The 23,669-nt window shown below is 47.3% G+C and carries 11 protein-coding genes; all 11 read right to left on the bottom strand.

Annotated elements, in window-relative coordinates; genetic code table 11:
• Positions 1-390 precede the first annotated feature (390 nt).
• The 11 genes from A8709_RS10695 to A8709_RS10645 all read right to left on the bottom strand — a co-directional run bounded on the left by A8709_RS10695 (position 391) and on the right by A8709_RS10645 (position 23,615).
• Positions 391-3,180 carry a GH36 C-terminal domain-containing protein gene (locus A8709_RS10695; protein WP_065852333.1) on the bottom strand — a complete coding sequence of 930 codons (2,790 nt, stop codon included), beginning with the start codon at positions 3,178-3,180 and terminating at the stop codon, positions 391-393.
• 47 nt (positions 3,181-3,227) lie between these two features.
• Positions 3,228-6,212, bottom strand: a complete 2,985-nt coding sequence (locus A8709_RS10690) for an alpha-galactosidase (RefSeq protein ID WP_065852332.1) — start codon at positions 6,210-6,212, stop codon at positions 3,228-3,230.
• 911 nt (positions 6,213-7,123) lie between these two features.
• On the bottom strand, positions 7,124-8,119 hold the full coding sequence (locus A8709_RS10685; protein WP_065852331.1) for a phytanoyl-CoA dioxygenase family protein: 996 nt from the start codon (positions 8,117-8,119) through the stop codon (positions 7,124-7,126).
• Between the two features lie 93 nt (positions 8,120-8,212).
• Complete coding sequence (locus A8709_RS10680; protein ID WP_065852330.1) at positions 8,213-9,136, bottom strand: helix-turn-helix domain-containing protein; 924 nt, start codon at positions 9,134-9,136, stop codon at positions 8,213-8,215.
• Positions 9,137-9,224: 88 nt separating this feature from the next.
• Complete coding sequence (locus A8709_RS10675) at positions 9,225-11,078, bottom strand: beta-L-arabinofuranosidase domain-containing protein (protein WP_065852329.1); 1,854 nt, start codon at positions 11,076-11,078, stop codon at positions 9,225-9,227.
• A 176-nt stretch (positions 11,079-11,254) separates the two neighbouring features.
• The gene (locus A8709_RS10670) at positions 11,255-15,673 is read right to left on the bottom strand and encodes a DUF4082 domain-containing protein (protein WP_065852328.1); all 4,419 of its coding nucleotides are present in this window, start codon (positions 15,671-15,673) and stop codon (positions 11,255-11,257) included.
• Positions 15,674-16,013: 340 nt separating this feature from the next.
• Positions 16,014-17,060, bottom strand: a complete 1,047-nt coding sequence (locus A8709_RS10665) for a DUF4432 family protein (protein WP_065852327.1) — start codon at positions 17,058-17,060, stop codon at positions 16,014-16,016.
• Positions 17,057-17,938 carry an SMP-30/gluconolactonase/LRE family protein gene (locus tag A8709_RS10660; protein ID WP_065852326.1) on the bottom strand — a complete coding sequence of 294 codons (882 nt, stop codon included), beginning with the start codon at positions 17,936-17,938 and terminating at the stop codon, positions 17,057-17,059. The genes A8709_RS10665 and A8709_RS10660 overlap by 4 nt, the downstream gene beginning before the upstream one ends.
• Positions 17,939-17,953: 15 nt before the next feature.
• Positions 17,954-19,174 carry an enolase C-terminal domain-like protein gene (locus A8709_RS10655; protein WP_065852325.1) on the bottom strand — a complete coding sequence of 407 codons (1,221 nt, stop codon included), beginning with the start codon at positions 19,172-19,174 and terminating at the stop codon, positions 17,954-17,956.
• Positions 19,175-19,188: 14 nt separating this feature from the next.
• The gene (locus A8709_RS10650) at positions 19,189-20,001 is read right to left on the bottom strand and encodes an SDR family NAD(P)-dependent oxidoreductase (RefSeq protein WP_065852324.1); all 813 of its coding nucleotides are present in this window, start codon (positions 19,999-20,001) and stop codon (positions 19,189-19,191) included.
• 44 nt (positions 20,002-20,045) lie between these two features.
• Complete coding sequence (locus A8709_RS10645) at positions 20,046-23,615, bottom strand: carbohydrate binding domain-containing protein (RefSeq protein ID WP_065852323.1); 3,570 nt, start codon at positions 23,613-23,615, stop codon at positions 20,046-20,048.
• Positions 23,616-23,669 lie beyond the last annotated feature (54 nt).

Here is a 23,669-nt window from a genome sequence, read left to right as displayed (position 1 = left end):
ACGTGACGTTATTGGAATTATTAACGATCATACATCCAAAAGAAGCCTTTTGTAAGCCTTTACAAAAATATAATTTAAGCATCGTTTTCGTAGTAAAGCTGGTGAATTTAATCTGTGAGATCTAGGAGGTAGAATAGCGCGGGACACGATGTAAGCTCTTTCATTTCTATAAATTTAGTATACAATTTTAAATCATTGTAGTCAACACAATTATATTGTCAAATTATTATCATAAAATGTTGAATTTTTCATATGATGAAAAACTTATTTATGAATTAACAATTAATGTTATATTTTAGGTATACAATTATATATTTATGTCAACAAAAAAAAGAGCCCCACAATCACTTGCCTTAAGCAATCGATTATGAGGCCCTCCGTCCAATGTAATTAGTTAATCCACATGATTTCCGAGGCGTAATCCCCCGTCATTCCCGTCACATTAATCCCGTTATTCATCAAATCCGCACCTGTCATCGTTGTGTTCTGAGCTGTTCGGTCTTGGAATGTTATCGTATATGTGGCAGCACTATCCAAGCCTTTGAGTTTGATGATTTTGGATGTCGGCGCGCTTGCACTTGGATGGAAAAGCAGCACGGAGCCCTTATTTAGAGAAGTATTGAAATATTGCATACCATCCCAATTCACACCATCTGCGATAGGTAAAATGTGATACACGTCCGCCCCTCTTAGGATCGGTCTTTGTTTGCTCTTATACAGGGCAATATTCGCTTGGTAAACGGCTGGTTGCACCGTCGACGCATTGGAAGGATTGCCATACATCCAAGCAGAGAGGAAGCCCGTTCTGAATTCATAATTGGCAAAAGTCGGCGTATTGATCGTGTAATCCAGATTATCCGCTTTCATTTGGATCGAATTAATCATGAATGAGTTCGCATAGAATGCTCTGCGATAATTCTCAACTGATCCTGGACTATTGCCTGAGTCCTCGGTGGTCATCACGGTTTGCCTTTGCAGGAAATCAAATGATTTCTTCGATCCGCCCGCACTGCAGTTCTCCCAACGGAAACCAGCTCGATTGCCAATCATATAGTCCAACACTTCCAAGAAACCTTCATGACTCAAGTAATCATTCGTATTCTCTGACTCCATATCACTACGCCAGTAATCATAATGATAATTATCATATCGAGTTAACAACGCAGCTTTCTCCGCATCTCTACCTGCCTGTGTGGCTAAATCATTGTGCTGATAGCGATTGCCCATATAGAGCGAGAGCAGCATGCCTTTATTGTGAATCGTCGTACCGAGGTTAAATCCGTTAGGCCAATTCGTCGTATTCGGTGTCCATGCCCAGCCAAAGTTAGGGTCCGTATACACATCACTCGTCCACCATGCATCCTCTTTGGCCAATTCAACGCCCCAGGTGTTGATCGGATCTGTCGTCAAAAAGGTATTAATCGAAGCTTCGCTATAATAGTTGACATCGTATTCCACAAGCGGTTCATTGGTATTCGCTTTCAGAGTTGGCGTCATTTTATAATTCCAGAACCATTTCTTCATCGCATTACTGCCCGTATCGGTGTCTCCCTTATAAGTCCCGAAGAACATCCCTGGCACATTAAATATTTTCCCCGAAGCTTCGGTAACGCTGCCGGAATCACCAAGATAGAACTGATTGCGGATTTGCAGCGCATTGCCTGACGTTGAGTTCATGATTTTCCCGAAATCCCACACGTAACCCAAATAGAGTCCATGCACCGCTCCTCTGTCCAGCATTTCATAGGGCAATACCCACGGTCCCGTGTTGAAATCATTCGCAACTGTCGAAGCCACATTCGTATTCGCAGCAAATACGTCCTGATACACGCCTGAAGCGCTCGGATTCACACTTGCTCGATCATAGCGGTTCAGCGTCACGGTATTATCTGCGCTAACAGTGAAATCGTTAGACAGGACATCCGCGTGATTATAGGTCACGTTACTGCCCGTATTATTCTGGATCGTCACGCTCTCCTCGACCGGTCCAACACCTGGGCGCGCCCACCAGATCGACTTCAATTCTAAGGCAGGTGACGTGCTTGTGAACCGTAACGTCACTTTCGTTCCACTCGTAGTGTCCACCGTGGCATCCTGGTACACCCAATTCAAGGTGTAGGGCGTCGAACCCACCGTCACTCTGTTCATCAGAGGCACGATCGTTGTTGTCGGCGTCCAGTTCCAGTTTTGCGTTGGATTTTTCAATTGCGTGATCGCAGGTTGATTCCCAGCTAGTGTCAACGTTAAATTCGTATCTGTGGTGTTTAAATTCCAAGTTGGAGCCGTTCCTGGCGATCCATACAAAAACGCATCAATCGATGAATAATAATTCATCGTATTCGCCGAATTTCGCGTATTGGTCACAACCACTTTGATTGTATGACTAGCATTGGTCAAATTGGTATTGCTGTAGAGGACCTGCTGCATACGCAAAGTGCTGGCATACATATCGACAGACGCCACTTTAACACCGTCTATATACACGTCGGATATGCCGCAATCGACATTTTTGGGGCCGATCCATTGAATCGCCGTACCGGTAAACGTAAATTGTGCATAACTCCCATTCGTATTGGAATAGTGCTGATCACTGTTCTCATAACCTGCGGCTGACCCGTAAGTCCATGTTCCTGAGTAAGTAATTCCCGGATCCGTATCGTGAACCGTTGTTAACGTCGTAGTTACGACTGGCGCATCATAGCTGAATGCATCTACCGAAGAGTAGTAACCGGAGGAGGCTGCATTCTTCGTATTCGTTACGACCAATTTGATCGTATGACTCGCATTCGATAGTGATGTGTTGCTGTAGAGAACCTGCTGCTTTAACCAGGAGGAGGCATACATATCCACAGATGCACTCAAAACACCGTCAATGTATACCTGCGTGATGCCTAAATCCACATTTTTGGGACCAATCCACTGAATGGATGTACCCGTAAATGTAAACTGCGCATAGTTGCCATTCGTACTTGAATAATGTTGATCATTGCTATAGTATCCGACGGATACGGTCGCATTATCATAAGTCCACGCGCCCGAATACGTAATCGATCCACTCGTATCATTCACCTGTGTCGGCGTTGCGAAAGCTTTGGTCAGCGGAAATGTAGCCACAATCAAAACAACAGCAAGAAATAAAACAAGAGCGGTTAACCTTCTTTTCCCCATAAACTTTGCCATCAATTCGTCACCGTCCACTTTGTTATTTCAAATCTCAGCCCTTATCCTTACTTAATCCAAATGATATCCGATGCTTTCCCTGTTCCTGTGAAAGTCACATTCAGTCCTGTGCTCATTAGTGTTGCACCTGTTGCTGTTGTGTTCTGAGCCGTACGATCAGCGAACTCCAGCGTGTAGGTCGTCGTTGGATTTAGGCCCATGAACTTAATGTTCTTCGTATTTCCGCCTGCATTTGTAGGCATGAAGAGGAACACCGCGCCTTTAATCGCATTCGACGTGTTAGGATCGAAGTATTGGATGCCATCCCAATTCGTGCCATCCGGTCTTGGCAGAATGTGATACAAATTCGCATTGCGCACTAGCGGTTTGATACTCGAATTATAAAGGTTGTAGTATTTGTTCATAAACGTCAGCGTATCGGCGGTAAAAGCCCCAGAAGCTCCGGCAGTCGACTCCGAATTATGCGGAACCCCTAGCAAGAAGCTGCGGAACGCATAATCTTTGTCTGTCCCCGTTCCCCAGCTCGTATTGATATCCCCTGGCTGTTGCAACTGCAAGGAAGGTATCGCGTAGGAAGCATCATAGAACACTTTGCGATTCGATAAAGGATCATAGACATCTGTTGAATACACCACACTGGAACGTTTCAACGTGGCAAAATCCTTCAGATTGCCGCCGGCATTACAATTTTCGTATCGGAAGGCGGTAATGTTCGCATACAAATAATCCAGCAGTTCATAGAAGCCCGTCGCGTTCCAGTACATCGTATCTGTGCCATATTTATGGCGATTGATTTGATTACTCGTATAAGCAATAGGTTCAAAATCATTGCGGAACGTGTCCACATGATACGTGGTCATTAAGGAAGCTAATCTCGTTTGCAGCCACGCGACAGCTGATGTATCCCCCAAATCAACCGAGTTTCCGTAGCCATCGATATTTCGGTTGGAGAACCAAGTCGGATGCGCATTTGGCCCAATGGAGGTTAAGGCATTCGGATCATTATCCAGTGCATCATGAAGCAAGAAATACAAGTTGAATTTCAGCCCTTTGGTATGCATGAGCGCTCCAGAACTAGCCACGCTGCCGCTCGGCCAATTGGTCGGGTCTGCCTGCCAATCCCCCTCATGATTCGCAACCCACCACCCATAATCCTGAACGATGGATTGAATGCCATAGCTGGTTGGTGTTGGCGATGAATTCAAATACGTCGTCAGCGGAGCCTCATATTGGGCGCCATACGGATAATAGGCAGCATTCGCCGCTCCGTTCGGCGCGTTCACTTGCACGAAAGGCTCTGCTGTATTCGTTCGCATTTCTGCCGGAATATTATAATTGAATTGCCATTTCTTAAAACTATTCGAGCCATCATCAACGGTGCCATTGTAGGTTCCGATGTATGCGGTTGGGACATTAAATACACCTGAAACGGGAATGTCTGTTTTAAAATCCGTATTGACACCCGCTTTGATTCTAGTCGTAACCGGCGTTGAACCGCTTGCCGTTACGTTGATCCTGCCATGTGGCCACTCCCACGCCACATACACTCCGTGCGTTCCTCCATTGTCTAGGTAAACCAGCGGAATATTATCGTTGTCCCCTGCACTGTTCGCTTTGGAATCCGTCATGGCGGTAATATTCGACCCGTTGGTCAACGTATCCTTAAACACACCAGTCGCATTCGGAGCTGCAGCATCTTTATTAAAACGCCACAAGACGGGATCTACCGTGCCCTTAAGACTGACATCCATGGATTCTTGTGGATAAACGGTAATGACACTACCCGTATTATTTTGAATTGTCATTGTATGCGTAACTGGACCCACACCAGGTTTGGCCAACCATATCGACTTGAGCTGCAGGGCTGGTGTCGTGCTGTTATAGGTCAGGGTTACTTTCGTTCCCAAGGTTGTGTCTACCGCTGCACTGGCATATACCCAATTCGGCGTATAAGCTGTCGCCCCAATATCCACCCTACTAAGCAAAGGGACAGTCGTTGCCGTCGAAGCCCAGTTGAAATTTTGCGTCGGATTTTTGAGCGAAGCGACCAGAGGTCCGGCATTTGTTTCGCTCAGAACGAGACTCGTATCTGATGTACTTAAACTCCAAGATGGCCCAGCTGTCAGCGCCACTAATTGGATGTCATCGAACCAGATCGCATCCGTTGGACTATTATCCGTTACACAGCGGAGCGTTATGCTGGTTGCAGCGCCGCTATTCCAGATATCCTCACTGTAAACCCACTGCCCGCCGCCAGCTCCGCTAGAAACACCAATTTGCGCTTCGCCAGCAACATCGTTCATATCGACATAGGCGACACCTTGATTATTGTTCTTATAAATCCAAACAGACAGCTTGTAAGTCGTATTCGCCGTAACCGCGACGGTTGTACTGGAAACTGCCGTCGATGTCGCCGTCGATTTCAACGAGTAGCTGCCATCATGTGCTTTATCATTCGCTCTGGCATGGTTGGTGCCGAGACTCCAACCTGTTGCTGCTGTGCCTGAACCCGCTTCGAACGAGCCATTACCTACAGAATTGATCACAGTATCATATTCAAAAGCATCAATGGAAGAATAGTAGCCGCTGGCAGACGCATTCTTCGTATTGGTCACGACGATTTTAATCGTATGCGAGGCATTCGACAGCCCTGTTTTACTAAACAAGACCTGTTGTTTCAGCCATGAGGAGGCATACATGTCAATTGAAGAATCATAGACACCATCAATATACACATCGGATTTACCGCAATCGACATTCCTAGGACCTATCCATTTGATCGAAGTTCCCGTAAATGTAAACTGTGCATAGTTCCCCGACGTACTGGCATAATGCTGGTCGCTATTGACATAGCCACTGGCGCCTGTATTGTCGTAGGTCCATGACCCTGAGTAGGTAATCGTTCCACTATTGTCATTCACCTGTGTAGGCGTCGCGTAAGCTTTCCCCATTGGAAGCAAGATGACGGAAACCATTAAGACAGTAAGTAAGCCGATAGCCATCAGTACACTTTTCACTTTTTTAGGTAGCATCATTGATCCTCCAATTGTTTAGATACGAAGACAAATTACGTAGACTACTTGCGCAAGTTTTGGTGACTATTCACCTCCTATATAAATTGTAAGCCTTTTCATTTATGTATATTTAGTATACAATCCAAACATTTTGAGGTCAATTAAATTAAATTGTAGATCATTATGCATATTTAACTTATAAAGCAAATAGAAAAGGCCGCCTCAGAAGTAGATGTATCTACTTGAAGCAGCCTGTTTTCTTAGACGGAGCCATCGTTTAACATGCAATCAATTGCATTGAGTATTGAATGAAATAGAATTAATTGATTTGAGTCCTTGGCTTAACACAACAAACGAATTAATGTGGAACGTACGTTCCCAAAAGGCGGAAGTTTGCCTATCCTCGTTTGGAAGGTATCAAGGTTCCACAATTGGATAATATTGTAAATTAACAAGCGTGATGAGGAATCAGAATTCCCTGTTTTTTTGTTATCCTAGATCCCCCATTTCACCCGTATTCTAGACTCCTAATTTCTCTGTTATCCTAGGTCGCCTACTTCTCCTGTATCCTAGACTCCTGATTTCTCTGTTATCCTAGGACCCCCACTTCTCCCGTATCCTAGACCCCTAATTTCTCCGCTATCCTAGATCCCCCACTTCCCCTGTATCCTAGACTCCTGATTTCTCTGTTATCCTAGGCCCCCTATTTATCCTGTATCCTAGACTCCTGACTTCTCTGTTATCCTAGGTCGTCCACTTCTCCTGTATCCTTGATACCTAATTCCCCTTATTATTTCGGTGGTAAAGCCTATATGTTGGTATAGCGTTCACTACATAATTTTAGAACGTACGTTCTCGATACCTAGAAATTCCATGTACTACCTGCAAAAGAGCATCTCCTAGCTCTCCTTCACACGTTGGAACCCCACTCATTTCTTCTCAGCTACAGGCATCATCATGCCATCATCCATCCCCATCATCGAGACGCTATCGGATTGTGTATCCTCGTCAGCCAAAAACACTTCCGTTCCAAATACAGGCTCTGCATACGGCAGCTGCGTGCGCCCGCGTGCCAGGATCTGTCGATAGTTGCCAGAGTCACCTTCGTAGCCATCGTGATCCCATGGTACCCATGAACGGGCGTTGCAATAATGACATACATACGACCGACGGAAGCGATCTTCCGTACGATTCGGATAGGAACGGTGCAGCAAATGTGAGTGGAAAAAGAGCACATCACCCGGTTCTAGCGGCACCGGAATCGCTGGTGGATAGTTTGCTGCGACTTTGGAGAGCGTATTCACTTCGTCATCCAAATGGCTGACGTGCTGCACCGCATGCAAATCTTCAAACGCGCTTAACGCGTGAACGTTACCTCCCCCGACACCGTCCGGTGGATAAATCGGTTCATGATTTGAGCCAGGTACAACCCATAAGCAGCCGTTTTCCTCATCGGCTTTTTCCAAGGCAATCCACGCCCCGATTAATGTATCCGGGTGGGTTTTGATGTAACAGGCATCTTGATGCCATCCTTGGCCACCTCGACCAGGCGGATTTAGGAAAAGCATCGATTGCAAGGCATAAATATCCGGCCCGATTAACGCTTCGGTCACATCGAGGATACGAGGATGGAGCATTCCGCGTTCCGCAGCCGCTTCTAATCTCGAGAGCATATGAATGCGGGTAGCCTTGGCAAATTCCTCTTTCAACGGATTATCATCCTTATTTCCTGTTGCAGAAGAAGGAGCTTTTTCTTTACTCAAGCGTGATCGTTCCGCCATGTCGTAGAGCTCTGCGATGTCTTCTTTTGATAGGAGACCCTTCACAATCAGATATCCTTCCCGGTGGTAGTGAGAGTAGTCTTTGACACTAACCAAATAACGATCCAGACGCTCTCTAGACTTAGGTGTGTAATATGTCCCCATCTATGAATTCCTCCTAGTTAGTTCCTGCTTATACCCTTATTTTGCAAGAAGATGCGGATATTCTCAATGGATCAAAACCTCTAAACGATGTGTTTATTTGATATCCATTTGGACATGAATATGACGATTAAGGGGGTACGGGGTATCCGAATCAAAGGCTAACTCTGCCGTATGGCGGTAAAGTGGATTTTGACATTGAGCAATGTACGCTGTTGCCGTAATGCCACGGATTCGTTTATACATTTTGGAAAAATGATGCTCATCCCCGAAGCCTGCCCAGTAGGCAATCTGTTTTACCGTTCCGGCCCCGCGCATCATGAGCTCCTCTGCCCGAAAAAGCCTGCGCTCAAGCAGCATCCGCTTCGGAGTAAGGCCCATAGCCGCTACGAACATACGGGTAAAATGTTCATGCGACCAGCCAGATTGACTGGCGATCGCTTCAATGGTGATGGCTTCGGCGAGATGCTCCTCCATATAAGCAATCGCTTTCAAAATAGGCGCTGGCATAGCACGTGCCGTGTTCCCCGTCATGCTGCTTGCATTTGCGGAAAGCTCTTCTAGTGCCGCTGCAAGCAGGACCGCCAGCCGGCTTTGCCAGCCTGTGGCCTGTTCATTGGCCATGCGCAGAATACGCTTCATGAGGTTAGCTACAAGCATATTCCCGTTCTCGGCGAACATGACTTCCCCGCCGAGCAAAGAGGAAAACCGCGCTTCCTGCAGCAAAGCCTCATAATCGAAGTGGACAAATAAATGACGCACCGGCTTGTCAGGTGCGAACCTATAGCGATGAGATTCACCGGGGCGGGTAAAAATAAATCCGGGTGATGCGAGTGGAATTGCTCTTCCTTCCAGCTCATAGATCGTGCCTGCACCGTCTGGAAAATAGACTAATTCATAATCAGATATTGTTCTTGTCTCAAGAATATAACCAGCTTGAACGACAACATCACCAACATGATGTACGATAGGCCAACCTTGTATTTCCTGATGGGATGTTTCTTTATCCAATCTGCTCATCACCTTTACGTCGTGTTGCTGCCTCTACCGTTCTGCAATTGTTCTGATACCACTGTAAACGAAAGCAGCCTTGCTCAGCAAGACTGCTTTACGATTCTATTCTTTTCAAATGTAACTCGGTAAGTTCATCTTCAAGCAAATGGTCAGCACTTGGATCCGCTACCCTGAAATAAACCGATTGCCCGTTAGGATCTGGAAACTCCGTCAAGACGAGGTCCAAATCAGGTTGATTTTCAGGACCATGCCGATATGGCCCCCAAGCTTTCAGGCAGCAGGTAGACCCCTTATCCATAACCCCCCCGTCGTTATGCTCACCCTCAATGGAACTGGTATCACAAGTGACTAGTCGCAGGTCCATGTCTGCCATTCCACTTTGTTTAGCGGGATTCAAGCAATAGACAATAGGCCCTCGCATAACAGCAACCCTGCCTGATTGGGCTTTCCTACCTTTTATTAATCGATAGGGCATCGGTAATTCCAGCTTCACTTGATCTCCCGTGCTCCACTCGCGATCCACCTCCAAAAACTTCCCCGAGACAGCCCCCGTCGTCATCACTTCATCATTTACGCTTACACTTGCACCCTTGCACCACTTAGGAATGCGCAGCTTCAGAACAAATTGCACAGACTCTGTCACATCGATATGCAGCTTAATATGCCCTGATCGCGGATAGTCCGTTTCCTGCCGCAGGATGAGAGTTGTCACAGCTCGGTTTGATGGATCAGATTTAGTGGTTCTCTCTTCACTTGTTCGATCGATCTTACTCGCTCGATCTGTCTTGCTGATTGGAGACGTCCATTCAAACCTTGCTTCTGAAGCCGTATACAGATTCACGGCCACCCCATCTTCGGTGCGATAGTACACCATTTCTGGCAGTGCGGATATGATTCTTCTGTAGTTATTCGGACAGCAATACGTGTCCAGATGGAAGTAACGTCTTTGCCCATCAAAAGGTACATAGTACCTAATTTTCCTGCCATCCGGTGATTGTGCGGCGAACAATCCGTTGTATATCGTCCGTTCCATTACATCGCCATAACTGGCATCTTGCGTATGCTTCATTAACATATCCAATAGAAAGATCCAATAAGCGGTTGAACACGTCTCACCTAGATGACCCAACCCTTCTTGGGTATCCTGCCAGCATTCATTTTCACCCGCAACACCTGTGATCACCATGCCATCTTGATTTAGCATAAAATCCATGACCTGCTCGATTTGCGCCTGTATCGCATTATCTTGAATATGGGCGTGTAATTTAAATTTGACGAGGAGTCTGCTCAAATAATCATAAACATGCCCTTCTACGTTGTTCAATCGTCCTTTGACAATCGGTCGTTCCCATTCTTGAAACCGTCTAAACTCCGTTAAAAAAGCTAAATATTTAGGTTCATTGGTTTGTTCATATAGCGCCAGAAAAGCTTCTTCCGATCCTAATGTGCCAATATAGATTTCAGGGAGCGCCTCTGGTGTCGCTTTCCATTGCTTCATTAGATAATCAGCAAGCTGGCATGCCGTATGGAGTGATCTTATCTCATGCCAGTATCGATAATCCGATACCAAGCCCACGATCAAATAGGAAATCTCATGGATATCCCACAACCGATTAAACCTAGATTCCATGGGCATGATGCCGATGTACCCATCCGCCTCTTGCATAGCGACTACTTGAGAAATCACACGTTCCCTAAGATCGGTTATCGCCGCATCTTGCTTATAAGCAGCAAGTCTCGCCAATGCATCGATCAGCTTCCCCAAACCGACATAGTCGCCTAGTTCCTGTTCGTTATGCCATTCTTCTTGAAAAGGGGATAGAAAATCACGCTCCACGTTGAGAGCTAACAAGTTGTTAACAGCCGTCACGTCGATGCGTCTACCGATTTCGCCACCGATTGTGATCTGCCGGATATCGATCGTTTCCATAGCTTTCCTTATTTCCACCGTACTCACTCCCGACTAGGGTCATTTTACAGTTTCGTGTTCTATCCGCATGTGTTATGGGAACCACAATGACCAAGTGCACCGCCCTCAAGGAAGAATCGGCGTGCATTTCTAGAAAAACCGGAAACCGGCCAAATCATGGAGACGACCAGCTTCCGGCACCTTACTATCACATTTTAATCCACAATCCCATATGTGTTTAATTCTGTATCATAATTAGCTGGCAACGCCTGAACCGCGGAAGTCGTCGACTTGGCATAAGCCACCATGTTGAGAATCATCCGATCTGCCACAGGCTTACCAATATTGCTCATCAAATCAAACGTATTGACGGTGAATTTACCCGCGTACTCATTATAGGTTCCAATCAAGAGCCCATCCGCATAGGAGTTGCTGCCGTTATCATCAATGGAGAAGGCAGTTGTCACCGTAGGCGCCGTAATATTGCGCAAATATTTCACAGTACCCAGCATATCGCCGTACACATCAGGTGACATCAATTTCGCTGGTAATGTGTTAAGAATGCCTGTCGGTTTAGCTAGTTGCTCCGCATGATAGAGCCAGCCCAAACCGTTATACACGCCGCTTTGGTCCCCTTTATTGGCCACTTTAATCCATTTGTTTGGCCCGGTATTGCCACTGAACACATTGCTGGATAAGAATACGATCTGCGCTCCGCTTGCTGCTTTCTTGTACAATGGCCGCCATGTCGCTGCATTATTCGTTACCGAATTGCCCACAACAATGACCTCATTGTTCAGTGATTCACTTGCGTTATACTCATGCAAAGTAGCGCCTTTGCTCGTAAGTAAATCCCTTACGGCTTGGGTAACGCCTAGCACCGTCACTTGACCAAGGCTGCCTGGGTGATTCGCCGTGCTAAACACTTTGAAGCCCAGCGTATTGCTTTTCGCATTCGTTACAGTGTTCAGTGTCGCGTTCAGCGTATAATCGCCCTCGACCAAGCCAGGTACGGTGATATCCGCATCATAAACCGCATAACTAAATGGCGGATTCGTGCCGCTTGGGATCACAATATTAACGTTCTGCGTCCACACGGCTGTTCCCCCTGCATTTTTAATCGTCAGCGTTGATGGATACGTACCCGCCGTAAGAACATCTTCATTCGACAGATTCACTCTGACGTGGAAAGTGCTATTCGTGTAGATCGTCATCGGATTGACGAACAGATTCCATTTCAATTCGGCCCAGCCATCTTGAAGTACAGGGAGAATATCTGCTTTCCAATCTCGGAAGTTTGTCATAATTCCTTCTTGCGATCCGCCAGAATCCGTAAGACTGGTTAAGCTGTAACCCATGATTTTCGGATTGCTCCGAATCGTGCTGAACAATTGCGCCCTTTGCTTGCTCTCTGATTTTTGACTGTCGATCGCTGCATCTTCGATATTCGGATACACACTAGACATCCCATATTTCGTCCAAATCGCATTCAGGGCCGCTATTTTATTCGTTGTCCATGACCAAGGCACGACTAGTGGTCCCGCGTTGTATTGATGGAGCTTGCGATCTTCATCAATCGCGTTGAACATGCCTCCAACACCCGCTTCAGATACAAAAATATTGTTTGTCGTGCTACCGAGACTTGCAAAGGAGTTGATGAAATTCCATGTATTTGGAAACGTATTATACACATGAACATCACCCGCTCCTGGGGTAAACGCTCCCGCCGGGTTCATCGGCAGGAGATCCGAAATGCTTCCTGTCGATACAGGAGATGTCGGTGATTCCCCTCCGAGGTAGACATTCCATGTGGAGGAGCCTGGATTGGATGCCGATCCGGTCGTGAGATCATTATCCCACCGTGCACTGCCCAACATGACTAACTTGGTCGTGTCGATGGTACGAAGCGTAGGCAGGAAGTTTTTCGCTGCTGTATAGACGGCATTATTCTTGTTTTCATTCAAAAGCCCGAACATAGCTACGCTCACTCGATTGCGGTCTCGTTTGATCACATCAGAAACAGATAGATTGAATTTACTTGCGTCAGACAAATTCCACGAGCCCTGATGCTCCTCATAAATGAGGATGCCTTTCTCATCGGCCAAATCCAACTGCTCGGGCAGTGCCGCTGCTGCAATCGAGCGATACATATTGAAGCCAGCCTGCTTCAGCTTATCAAAATCCTGTCCCAAGAGACTCATATCGCGAGCCGTCCCTTGCACATTCACGGGATCATAGAAATTCTGATGAACGCCTTTGAGGAAGATCCGTTGGTTGTTCAGCATGAAGTAGCCGTTCACGATACGGAAATCTTTGAAGCCAAACCTTGGAATGGCATAAACATCTGTTTTGCCACCCGAAACGGCAGAAATGCTGAGCGAATAGAGGTAGGGATCACTCGGGCTCCATAAATGGACACTCGGTACTGTTACTGTCATCGTGGACACCGATTGCCCTGTAGGCGCTGTCACACTGGCATTCACCGTGCCAATATTGCTGCCATTAAACACACCGTAAGCGGTGCTAAGTGTAACCCCTTGCGATGCCCCCGTGTTATTTTCAAGTGTGATCTGTAGATCAATATTACCCGTGGAAATATCAGGTTTAGCATATACATCTAGCACCCTCAGCTTCGGTTGTTTGACCAAATCAACATGCTGTACAATCCCGCCATTATCCCAAAAGACTGGCACAGCTCCACTGCTTAATACGCCCTTCGGATTTTCCACTCTTACGGAAATGAAATTGCCTCCTTGGACTAGCGCAGAGGTAACATCTACCTCGAAAGGTGTGTCTGAGCCTTCATGGGTACCCAAATTCTGACCGTTGACCCATACCTGCGATTTATATTGCACAGCACCAAATTTAATATAATATTTCATATCAGAGGCAACCGTTAGATTGGCATTGAAGAAGCGCCCATACCATGTTATGCCGTTATAGCTAGGGAATGCCTCATAAATGGTTCCCGGTACTTGTATATTCATAGCTGAATTAAAGGGATAGTTCGCGACATTGAACCATTGGCTTGAAATGCCCGTATTTCCCGTGTCTTGGGCAATTCGCCAACTGCCATCAAGCGATTGCTTCGTTAGACTTGCATCTGGTGCAGGTAATGTTCCCGCGACAAAAACGACATCTCGCAAATAGTTGTCAGCCGCAGAAGGTACGACATTGGGACGCTGGCCCACATTGGCAGTGAATCGACCCGCTTTCATCGGATAACTCAGATGGGAACCATTGTTGCCTGCATTCGGCAAGCTAGTCAGCGGGATTGCCTTGTTCGTATCCGTGCCGGTTGAAACTGAAACCGTATAATCGATCAGCTCTGTGATTGAAATCGGCGTTGGCAGCGAATACGTAATCCACCCTGCTGTTCCACCATACGTAATCGTGTAAGGTCCTCCAACAACGGTATTATCATGATTACGCCAGATTCGCGCTGTATGGCTGCCCGATTCCGCTGCAGTCGCATAGACCCGGATTGCCGTAATTTGACCAGGAACGGATGATTGAAAGACTTCCCCCAGCTCTACCGGAAACCCGTTGTTAACGGAAGGTGCCGTTGTCGTGTCTGTGAAGATTTTCTCTGACGTGATCGTGTCAGGTACAAATTCAATATCCCGCAAGTAGCTCTCCCCCCCAGATGGTGTCGTTGCTGGCATCGCGCCCATCGTATCTGTAAATCGGGCTGAATTGGCAGGCCAATTCACATGCTGTCCATTGCTGCCAGCGCTGGCATTCGTACCGCCGCCCCAATAATAGCCTGTGTCCGTACCCGTCGATACCGAAACGGTATAGTCCGTACTCGGAGATATCGCTAGCGGCGTTGGCAGCGAATAGGAGACCCAACTGTTAACACCCGTAAATACAGACGATGGCACTGTGAATTCCGTAAGCTTCGCGCCATCTGAATTCCGCCAGATGCGAGCCGTATGATTGCCAGATTCTTGCGAAACGGCATACAGTCTAACCTTTGTAATTTGTCCCGATACGGTGACATTGAACACCTGCCCCAGCTCGTGTTGGGTAGCGTTACTACGTGCTGTTCCAGCTAGGCTATCCGCGAAAATTTTCTCCCCAGTCGTCACGACAGTGTCATAAGCAAATGCATCAATAGAGGAATAATAACCTGCAGACGAGGCATTCTTCGTGTTAGTCACGACCACTTTAATCGTATGACTGGCATTCGTCAGGGACGTGTTGCTGTATAACACTTGCTGCTTCAGCCATGAGCTTGCGTACATATCTACCGTCGCCACCAGGGTTCCATCGATATAGACCTGCGAGATGCCACAGTCCACATTCTTCGGGCCGATCCATTTAATCGATGTACCCGTAAACGTATATTGCGCATAATTCCCGTTCGTAATTGCATAATGCTGATCGTTATTGATGTATCCTGAAGCACCGGTCGTATCATACGTCCATGCACCTGAATAGGTAATGGAGCCGTTGTTATCATTGATTTGTGTATCTGTTGCGAATGCCTGCTGTACCGGCAAGAAGGACATGAACATAACCAAAATAAGTAAAAATGAAAGCAGCTTGGCGCTTGTGGTGCTAGTGTGCCATTTTGTGCTTCTGGTGTGTTTTGCACTTCTGGCGCTTGTTATTTGCCGGAACCATCTCATTTATTTTCCACCTTCCACCTTGTCATTTGTGCTAAAGCATGGATAACCCAAACACTTTTGCCTTGTACTAGCTGCTTAGTACCTAGCCAATCCATCTCCTCCTTCCTTTCGTCATGAAGAAATGAAAGCACTTACAACAATTTTAGTATACATTTATTTATTTTTGTAGTCAATTTACTTTTTCGATACGTTGACTAAAAATACACAGAATAAACGGCTACTCTTACAACGTAGAAGCTCCGCTTACCCCACAACATCAAAAAAAACAGCAACCCTAAGGTTACTGTTTCTCTCATCGCTCATTATTCTTCAAGATTTCATCATTTTCAAATCCAGGCAATTACAGTTGAAACGGTGTCACCCTCATCGTGAACTGATTCCTACCGCGCGGTCCGATCGTACCCGCACTTCCATTGTGAATCGCTTCTTCCAGTCCCCAGGTCGGGTAGCCAGCGAACGGTTCAAGACCAATGTTATAGTGCCTGCCATACCAGGGATACCCTTTGCTAGCGCCAAACTCCTGCCAATACCACAAGTACGGCAGCACCGCGCCATCCCATTCCACCTTCAAGCCCGCCTGTATGCTTGGATTCCGAACCGTGTACCACGCTTCAGATTCGAATCCGTACAGGTAGACAATGTCCGAAGCCGTTTCACGTTCAGGCAGGATCGACAAATCAAGTTCATTGCCCTGGTGATCTGACGCAATTGGCCACAACGGTGAGTCTCCACGCCTTATTCGTCCTGGCGCACTCATCTCAGATTCTGGAGTCTCGGTTTGAATACGCACCCCTTGCGGAAGCTCGATTACACAGCCCGGGCTAAGGAAGGGTTGGCCAAGTGCGATGTGCTGCCCCCACATGTACCGCAGGGCCACATCGCTTTCATTATCCAATTGCTCATGAATGGTCAACGCAGCTGAACCGCTCTCCAGCGTTAAGGTCTTCACGAGTCGGCAAGGCAGCTTCTTCGTTCGAACCGAGAAACGGACCGTGATCCGTTCAGGGACATCTTCGATGATGTCCACATCCCACGGCATTTGAGCCACCTCGCCATGTTGTCCGAATGCAGCTCCAGCATTTCCACTTGGCGGACCGCCATTTGGAAACACCTCCTGCCAGCCCCCCTCGTAATAGTCAATAAACGTGGACACGGCGTCTGGCGAAGTGGGTAAATAAGCGTTAGGATTATGTACGCCTTGCTCACTTAACCACATATAATCCAAATCGAGCGGTTTGTATAGAAATTCAAAAATATCCGTTCCCTTATCCGCCAGAATGGAAACACGAACGAGCTCATTTTCCATAACAATCGTCCGCATGCCTTGATACGTTACAGCATCATGAATGCGGCAGCCGTAATTGCGCTGTTTACGATATCGATTCAATCCTTGTTCACCTCATTCGTTAAGCGAATCCGTGTAATGTGCCATCGACCTAAATTGGACACGAATAGCTCTTGACCTCTGACGACACCGTTTGTTGGATGACAGAGCAGGTGCGCCTCTGGATCGTAGAACAGTAGCTCGACGCCCGTATCTTCCCTCCAGCGATAGATCAGCGAAGGCTCGTAGCAGCATATATACAGATTACCCTCGGCATCTAGTGTCAAGCCATCAGGCAACGCATCGATATTGGCAACAACGGTTTTTTCTCCAGCGGATCCATCAGGAAGAATGGGGATTCGACTAATTTGCCGTGCAAAGGTTTCTGCTACAAATAACGCATCACCAGCTGCCGTTAGCACAAGTCCGTTCGCAAATCTTAAAGGCTTATTATACCACAACTGTCCCTTGCCCGTTGCCAAATCAAAACGCCATATCCCAGGCCCTGCCTCATACGGATCGTAGCTATCGCTAACATAAAGCACCCCGCGAGCTTGGTCCACCACAGGTACATTTGGTACACGGATTTTTCTCCCTTGGCCATCTCCTTCAGCGAAGGGCAGCAATTCCCCATTGTGCGGATTGAAGCGAAATACGGCACTATGTTTTAGATCGCAAGTATATAATATGCCTGCTTGATCAAAAGCAAGCCCGAGCGTGAACCCCTTCGTGGAAGCCATCTCCTCGATTCGACTGCCATCGGACGCTATCCGGTAGATTTCTCCCTTTTCGCCACCACACCAGATATTTCCATACTCATCGAAAACGAGACATTCTGGATGGTTAAGCTGCGGTTCCGTAAATATACCGTCAAAAAACACCTCACCATCCTCGAACGGGATGACTGCTTGTTTGCCTTGCCAGCTAGGATAATAAGCCATCTGATGTCCTCCCTTTTAACGGCGATGATCCGCCCAACGATCGTTCGGCACAAGCGGAAACCAATCTGGACGCGATGGATCACGGTCATAAGGATAACCGCCGAATTCCTTATACATTTCTGCATATTCGCGAACTTTGTCCAGATTGACCTCGATCCCCAAACCTGGACCCTCTGGCACGCTAATCGCGCCATTCACATATTTCATTTTACCGCCAACGAGGATATCGTCCTGCAAATGGTGATAATGCGCATCCGCCGCAAAAGCTAGATTCGGCACAACAGCACCGAGGTGCAGCATCGTCGCTAATTGAATCCCTAACTCGCCTGAAGAATGTACGGCAATCCCGAGTTGAAATGTTTCACAAACGCCTGCGGCCTTGATGCACTGGCGAATTCCACCCCAAAAAGTCGTATCAAGCAGCACGACATCGATTGCGGGATCAAGGATGTTCGCAGCTAATTGTTCGAAATTCACGACGACCGTATTCGTAGCTGTCGGGATTCGCACCATGGAACGAACACGGCGCATGCCATTTAAGCCCCAAGTTGGGTCCTCGAAATAGTCATTGTTAAGCCCCTCAATCGCTTGCCCGAAACGGATCGAATCCTCAACAGACAAGGCTGCATTCGGATCATAGCGAAGCCGATCCTCGGGAAAAGCTTCCGCCAACGCTTTATAACAGGCCAATTCATAGTCTGGATGAAAAACGCCGCCTTTGAGCTTATGCACGTGGAACCCGTGCTTTTCCTTCAACTCTGTGCAATGGGCTACGAGTTGTTCAATTGTGCGAACCTCGCCCTCACCCGTTTGCTCGTTAGGCAGCCGATAGAATAAATAGCTGGCGAATTTGACCTCATCACGGACTTTACCGCCAAGCAGCTGATGTACGGGTAAGCCGAGTTTTTTCCCCATAATGTCCAAACAAGCGAATTCCACCGCAGCATGTAGCTGTGTACGATTATTGTACAAACTCGCCGTTGGATTGCAGATTTTGAAACGAAGTTCCTCCAGCTGAAACGGGTCATGTCCGAGGAGATAGGATTTCAATCCAGCGAAAGCAGCTTCTGCACTTTCTCCTCCTCCACCCATTTCCCCATATCCAATGATACCTTCGTCCGTTTCCACTTCAATAATTGTACGTACGAACTTCCCCCAGTGAGCCCCATTACTATGACGAAGCGGTGCTTCGAGCGGCATCATGACCGTTGTTGCGCGGATATCTGTGATTTTCATGTTCCTAACTCCTCTTATTCTGGCAAATGCACGCCTAATGCCGCTAGCATGCCGCCATCGATTTTGTACTCTGCGCCTGTAATGAATCCGGCCTTATCGCTGGCTAGGAATGCGATCAGCTCACCGACCTCTTCCATCGTCCCCACGCGTCCAATCGGGTGCATGTTGCCCCAAGAAGCAAGCACCTCTTCTTGTGTCTGCTCACCTTTATGCTGATCTGCTGCCCAACGCAGCATCGGCGTATCGACGGAGGCAGGACAAACGACGTTCACCCGAATCTGCTCATGGGCATGATCTAAAGCCATCGCACGTGTCATCGCATTAATGCCGCCTTTGCTTGCCGTGTAGGCGACAACCCCTTTTTGCGAAGCGAACGCCTGCACAGAGGACACATTCACAATGGCGCCCTTACCGGCTTTGCGCATTTCCGGAATCGCATATTTGCTCGTTAGAAACATACCCTTCAGATTAATATCCAGCACTTCATCCCATACGAACTCACTCGTTTCCGTTGCGTCCCCATACCGCTGCACGCCTGCACTGTTGACCAGGATATCGAGTCTGCCATACGTTGCAATGGTGAATCGGATTAACTCCTGCACTTTATCTGAATAGCGAACATCCGCATGCTTGAAACGAACTTCCAATTGTTCATTTCGCAGCATGCTTGCCGCTTCTTCTCCATCATCGGTACGAGAGCCGCAAATCACAACGCTGCAGCCTCCCTGAGCCAACCGTCTGGCTGCACCAAAGCCAATCCCTTTCGTACCACCTGTAACCAACGCGACCTTGCCTTTGAACTCTTGGAACTGTTGTAACTCCTCCATCGTATGGTCTCTCCTCCCTTAAATAGCGAGTCTATTCATATCCGTTATTTTTTGGCTAAAATACAATCATCTACAACATAAGAGGTTGTATCGTTATTTTGCCTGACGAGGAAAATCGCATCGTCCAACGTACCTGTCCAAGCTAAATTCACAGTGCCCGTCATGAGCGTCCAACCCGTGTCATTGATCGTACCTGTAATGGTTGCTTCGTGCCAGGCGCCTCCATAATTAAGAGAAATGGTAACTCGCGCATCCGTTTTGATACCGGAAGATGATCTCACCCAGGCAGATATGTTATATGTGCCCTGCCCATTCATTGCGAGATAGCTTGACATATGCTGGCCAATCCAGGAATCCACTTGTGTCCGACTCGCCGCTTGCGCAGCATACGAGCCATTCATTGGCGTTGGACTCGTTACTGTACTCGCAGTCAACTGTGATGTCGTCCAGCTTGTTGTACCACTTTCATAACTCGGGTTTTGCAGCACATTTGTCGTTTTCATTATGGAGACTTTATCAACATAATAGTCGGTCGTATCATTATTTTGACGAACAAGGAATACCGCATCTGTATTGGCTAGCGTCCCAGTCCATGCTGCATCAATGACGCCTGAAATTTCAGTCCAGCCAGAAGCATTAATCGTGCCAGTCATACTATACTCATGCCATGCGCCGCCATAGAATACAGCGACCGTGACACGGGTATCATTCTTAGTCCCAGAAGCCGACCTGACCCAAGCTGAAATATTATAAGTTCCCATCCCTTGCGCTGTGAGCGCATTTCCGATATATTGGCCAACCCACGAGTCAACCTGCGTTCTGCTTGTTGCCTGTACGACTTTGCTTCCATCTACGGGTGCAGGTGTACTAACCGCATTGATAGATAAACTCGCTGTCGTCCATCCGCCAGTTCCACTTTCGAAACTAGGATTGTTCAGAATTTCTGTACCGCCGCTGCCTGTTGAAAGCGTTGTAGGATATGAACCGAATAATTGCACTTCGCTAATCCGAGCTAAATTATCCATACTTTGATTTGGATTCGTTACGTATAAACGCCATAATTGCGCCGTGATCGGCGTAATCATTCTGTCTGTCGAATTCGCCGTATTGCCTGTGACGGCATCCGCATCAACCCAACTCGAACCGTTATAATACTGCAGCTTATAATCCTTCGTATTGTAGCAAGTACAATCCCCTGCGGCTCCGGAGTGAGCAACTGTCCAGCGATTGACGGCATAAGGAGCTGTTAGATCAAGTTGCAACCAGTGAGTCCCCGTTGCACTGCCTGAAATCCATCTGGAGTTTATACCGACTGTCCCATCCACCGCTCTTCCTGCTTCATTTCCAGGTGCGGAGAAATCATCACTCGGTGTGACAAGTGTATGATACGCAAGATCTCCACTGTTATTGATATACACATGTTCGAATTTGACTACACCTGGTGCATCAATCGGATCAATACGCACCTGTTTAATCGTTCCGGACCAGAGTGAATTGGCACTCATGTTGATCACATAATTCTTCAACAGCAAATCGCCAGATGAGATTTGGAATTTAAGCGATTTCGATTCAGAGAAGCTGGGATCTGTTGTAGTCGTGAAATAGATCTGTGCATTTGTAACAGCCGACATGTTTTGTAAACCCAGAGATATGTAACTATTGGCTGCCGCATTAATTCCTAAATTATCAGGCGATAAGATATAGGGATCGTTATTGGTGCCGACCATATCATAAATATTATTCAGCACATTGTTCCCGCCGTTCCAGCCATTCGCATTCCCATCAGATTCCCACGTGAAATCGCCTTGGTTCACAACGCGAACTTTATTCATGCTCGTATACGTATTGCTCCCTTGCGTGATGGTGAGTTTCAGGTCATAATCCCCTGCGGCTGTTCCTGAAGGTACCGTTAACGTATACGCATTCGATACATTCGTCCATGAACTGCCTCCAAGATTAGAGAATGAGCCTGCGCCCCCGGCGGAAATCGTCCAACCTGCCGGTCCCGTAATGGTATAAGTGCCGCTGAGCGTAGTACCTGCGGTATAATTGCGAATCCGTACGGGTAAATCCGCTGAGCCACCGCTTGTGGATAAGGTATTCACAGCAGGCATAATCACACCTGATAGCGGCTGCGCCAAAACAACAAAAGTCGAAAACTGGACCGAGCTCGATCCTCCATATGTCGCGGTAACCGTTATGTTATTTTTGTTCCAGAGCGCGCCACTTCCTACGGTTACGGTAAAGGAAACGTTTTGCGAAGCTCCTGCAGCTAGACCTGTGTAAGCAGTCCCACTCGAACTAGCCAATGTCCATCCGCTTGGAATCGCAATAGAAGAATTGCCTGTAATGGCAGATCCTGTTTTATTCGTGATTTTACCCGCGATGACGACCGTATCCCCTTGCACTCTTGTCGGATGATCAGGTGCAAATTCCAATCGGACACTTGGATCTAGATCGGTAAGTCCGTGTGAAGATACATAGCTTTTATAAGCGGCGTTGCTTAAGCCAAATACGTCTTGCATCGCATTCAGGAATCCGTAACCGTATAACGTATCCGGTTGAATCATGCCGCCTTCTCCCGTTTCATTCCATGCATAAAAGGAGGCATATCCGTTGGCTGATGCTTTCGTATCGAGCAGGTTCTTTGCTGCGGGAAGCACGCCATAGCGGAAACTATCTGGTTTCACTGGCTCTGTAATCCCATAATCGATAGCATATTGGGTGCCGTTCGCCCAGCCTGGGTAACCAGTGCCCCGCCAAGGGTTCGGATTAAACTGCGACGCGCCGTTGCCAAGTAATGGATACGAATATCCAGTATTATTATCGTTGCTATTCAGCGGCATGAAGCCATCTACACCATCGCTGATATCCGAAGCATTCGGTGAATTGTCTGAGGTGATGAAAGGCGTCTGCATACCGGCAGCCGTGATCGCACTCCGAAGTTGGGTAATCGCGTTACTCAGACCGCTGTCCCCGCCCATTCTGCCTTTAAACGTATTAATTGAAAAGAAATGAAAATACGGTCTGCCGTCCGGAGTTTTGTCATATTGACCATCCTTCATGAAATTAACGATGGCAGGGACAATTTTTGAATTCCAATCGCTGGCAGGATAATCGCCGCTGTCTACGTACATGAGATCGTATTTAAGCAAACTCTTATATGGCGAATTCGTATAATTCGTTAGTGCTTGCTGGCCTGGATTCGCTTGGCCTCCTCCCCAAATGTTCCAGAACCAATAGAACGTGAAATGACCTAAACCTCGGCTAGCCGCTTCAAGGATATGTTGATCCATCACGGATTGTTGACGATCATCGTACCAGCCATCAATAGGCTCACGATCTGGAATTGGACCGAAAGCGAACGGCCCTGGCGCAGTCAGATCATCTCGAACACCGCCATAAGGATCATTGCTGCGATAAAACCGTTTTTGTGTAAGCGTGCTCATGGTTACGTTTAATTCAGGGTTCCAGTCTGTAAAATAAATGGCTCCAATGTCATACGATGTAGCACTCGCTTTTGCCAGATGAGCGAATAAGGGCAAACAAGTACCTAACAAAACTAGAAACAAAATCCGATTTATAATTCGTTGCGCTTGCCTTTCCATGGACATGACATTTCCCCCTTAGGACGAATGGGTTGAACCTGCGAGCCATTGACTTCGGGT

Source organism: Paenibacillus pectinilyticus (assembly GCF_001700435.1).
Taxonomy (GTDB): Bacteria; Bacillota; Bacilli; order Paenibacillales; family NBRC-103111; genus Paenibacillus_E; species Paenibacillus_E pectinilyticus.
This window is presented reverse-complemented; position numbering and strand designations above follow the sequence as displayed.

Bases quoted from the DNA above. Each gene is read 5' to 3' on its own strand.
- A8709_RS10695 (WP_065852333.1), bottom strand. From the start codon at position 3,180: ATGGCAAAGTTTATGGGGAAAAGAAGGTTAACCGCTCTTGTTTTATTT.
- A8709_RS10690 (WP_065852332.1), bottom strand. From the start codon at position 6,212: ATGCTACCTAAAAAAGTGAAAAGTGTACTGATGGCTATCGGCTTACTT.
- A8709_RS10685 (WP_065852331.1), bottom strand. From the start codon at position 8,119: ATGGGGACATATTACACACCTAAGTCTAGAGAGCGTCTGGATCGTTAT.
- A8709_RS10680 (WP_065852330.1), bottom strand. From the start codon at position 9,136: ATGAGCAGATTGGATAAAGAAACATCCCATCAGGAAATACAAGGTTGG.
- A8709_RS10670 (WP_065852328.1), bottom strand. From the start codon at position 15,673: ATGAGATGGTTCCGGCAAATAACAAGCGCCAGAAGTGCAAAACACACC.
- A8709_RS10660 (WP_065852326.1), bottom strand. From the start codon at position 17,938: ATGGCTTATTATCCTAGCTGGCAAGGCAAACAAGCAGTCATCCCGTTC.
- A8709_RS10655 (WP_065852325.1), bottom strand. From the start codon at position 19,174: ATGAAAATCACAGATATCCGCGCAACAACGGTCATGATGCCGCTCGAA.
- A8709_RS10650 (WP_065852324.1), bottom strand. From the start codon at position 20,001: ATGGAGGAGTTACAACAGTTCCAAGAGTTCAAAGGCAAGGTCGCGTTG.
- A8709_RS10645 (WP_065852323.1), bottom strand. From the start codon at position 23,615: ATGTCCATGGAAAGGCAAGCGCAACGAATTATAAATCGGATTTTGTTT.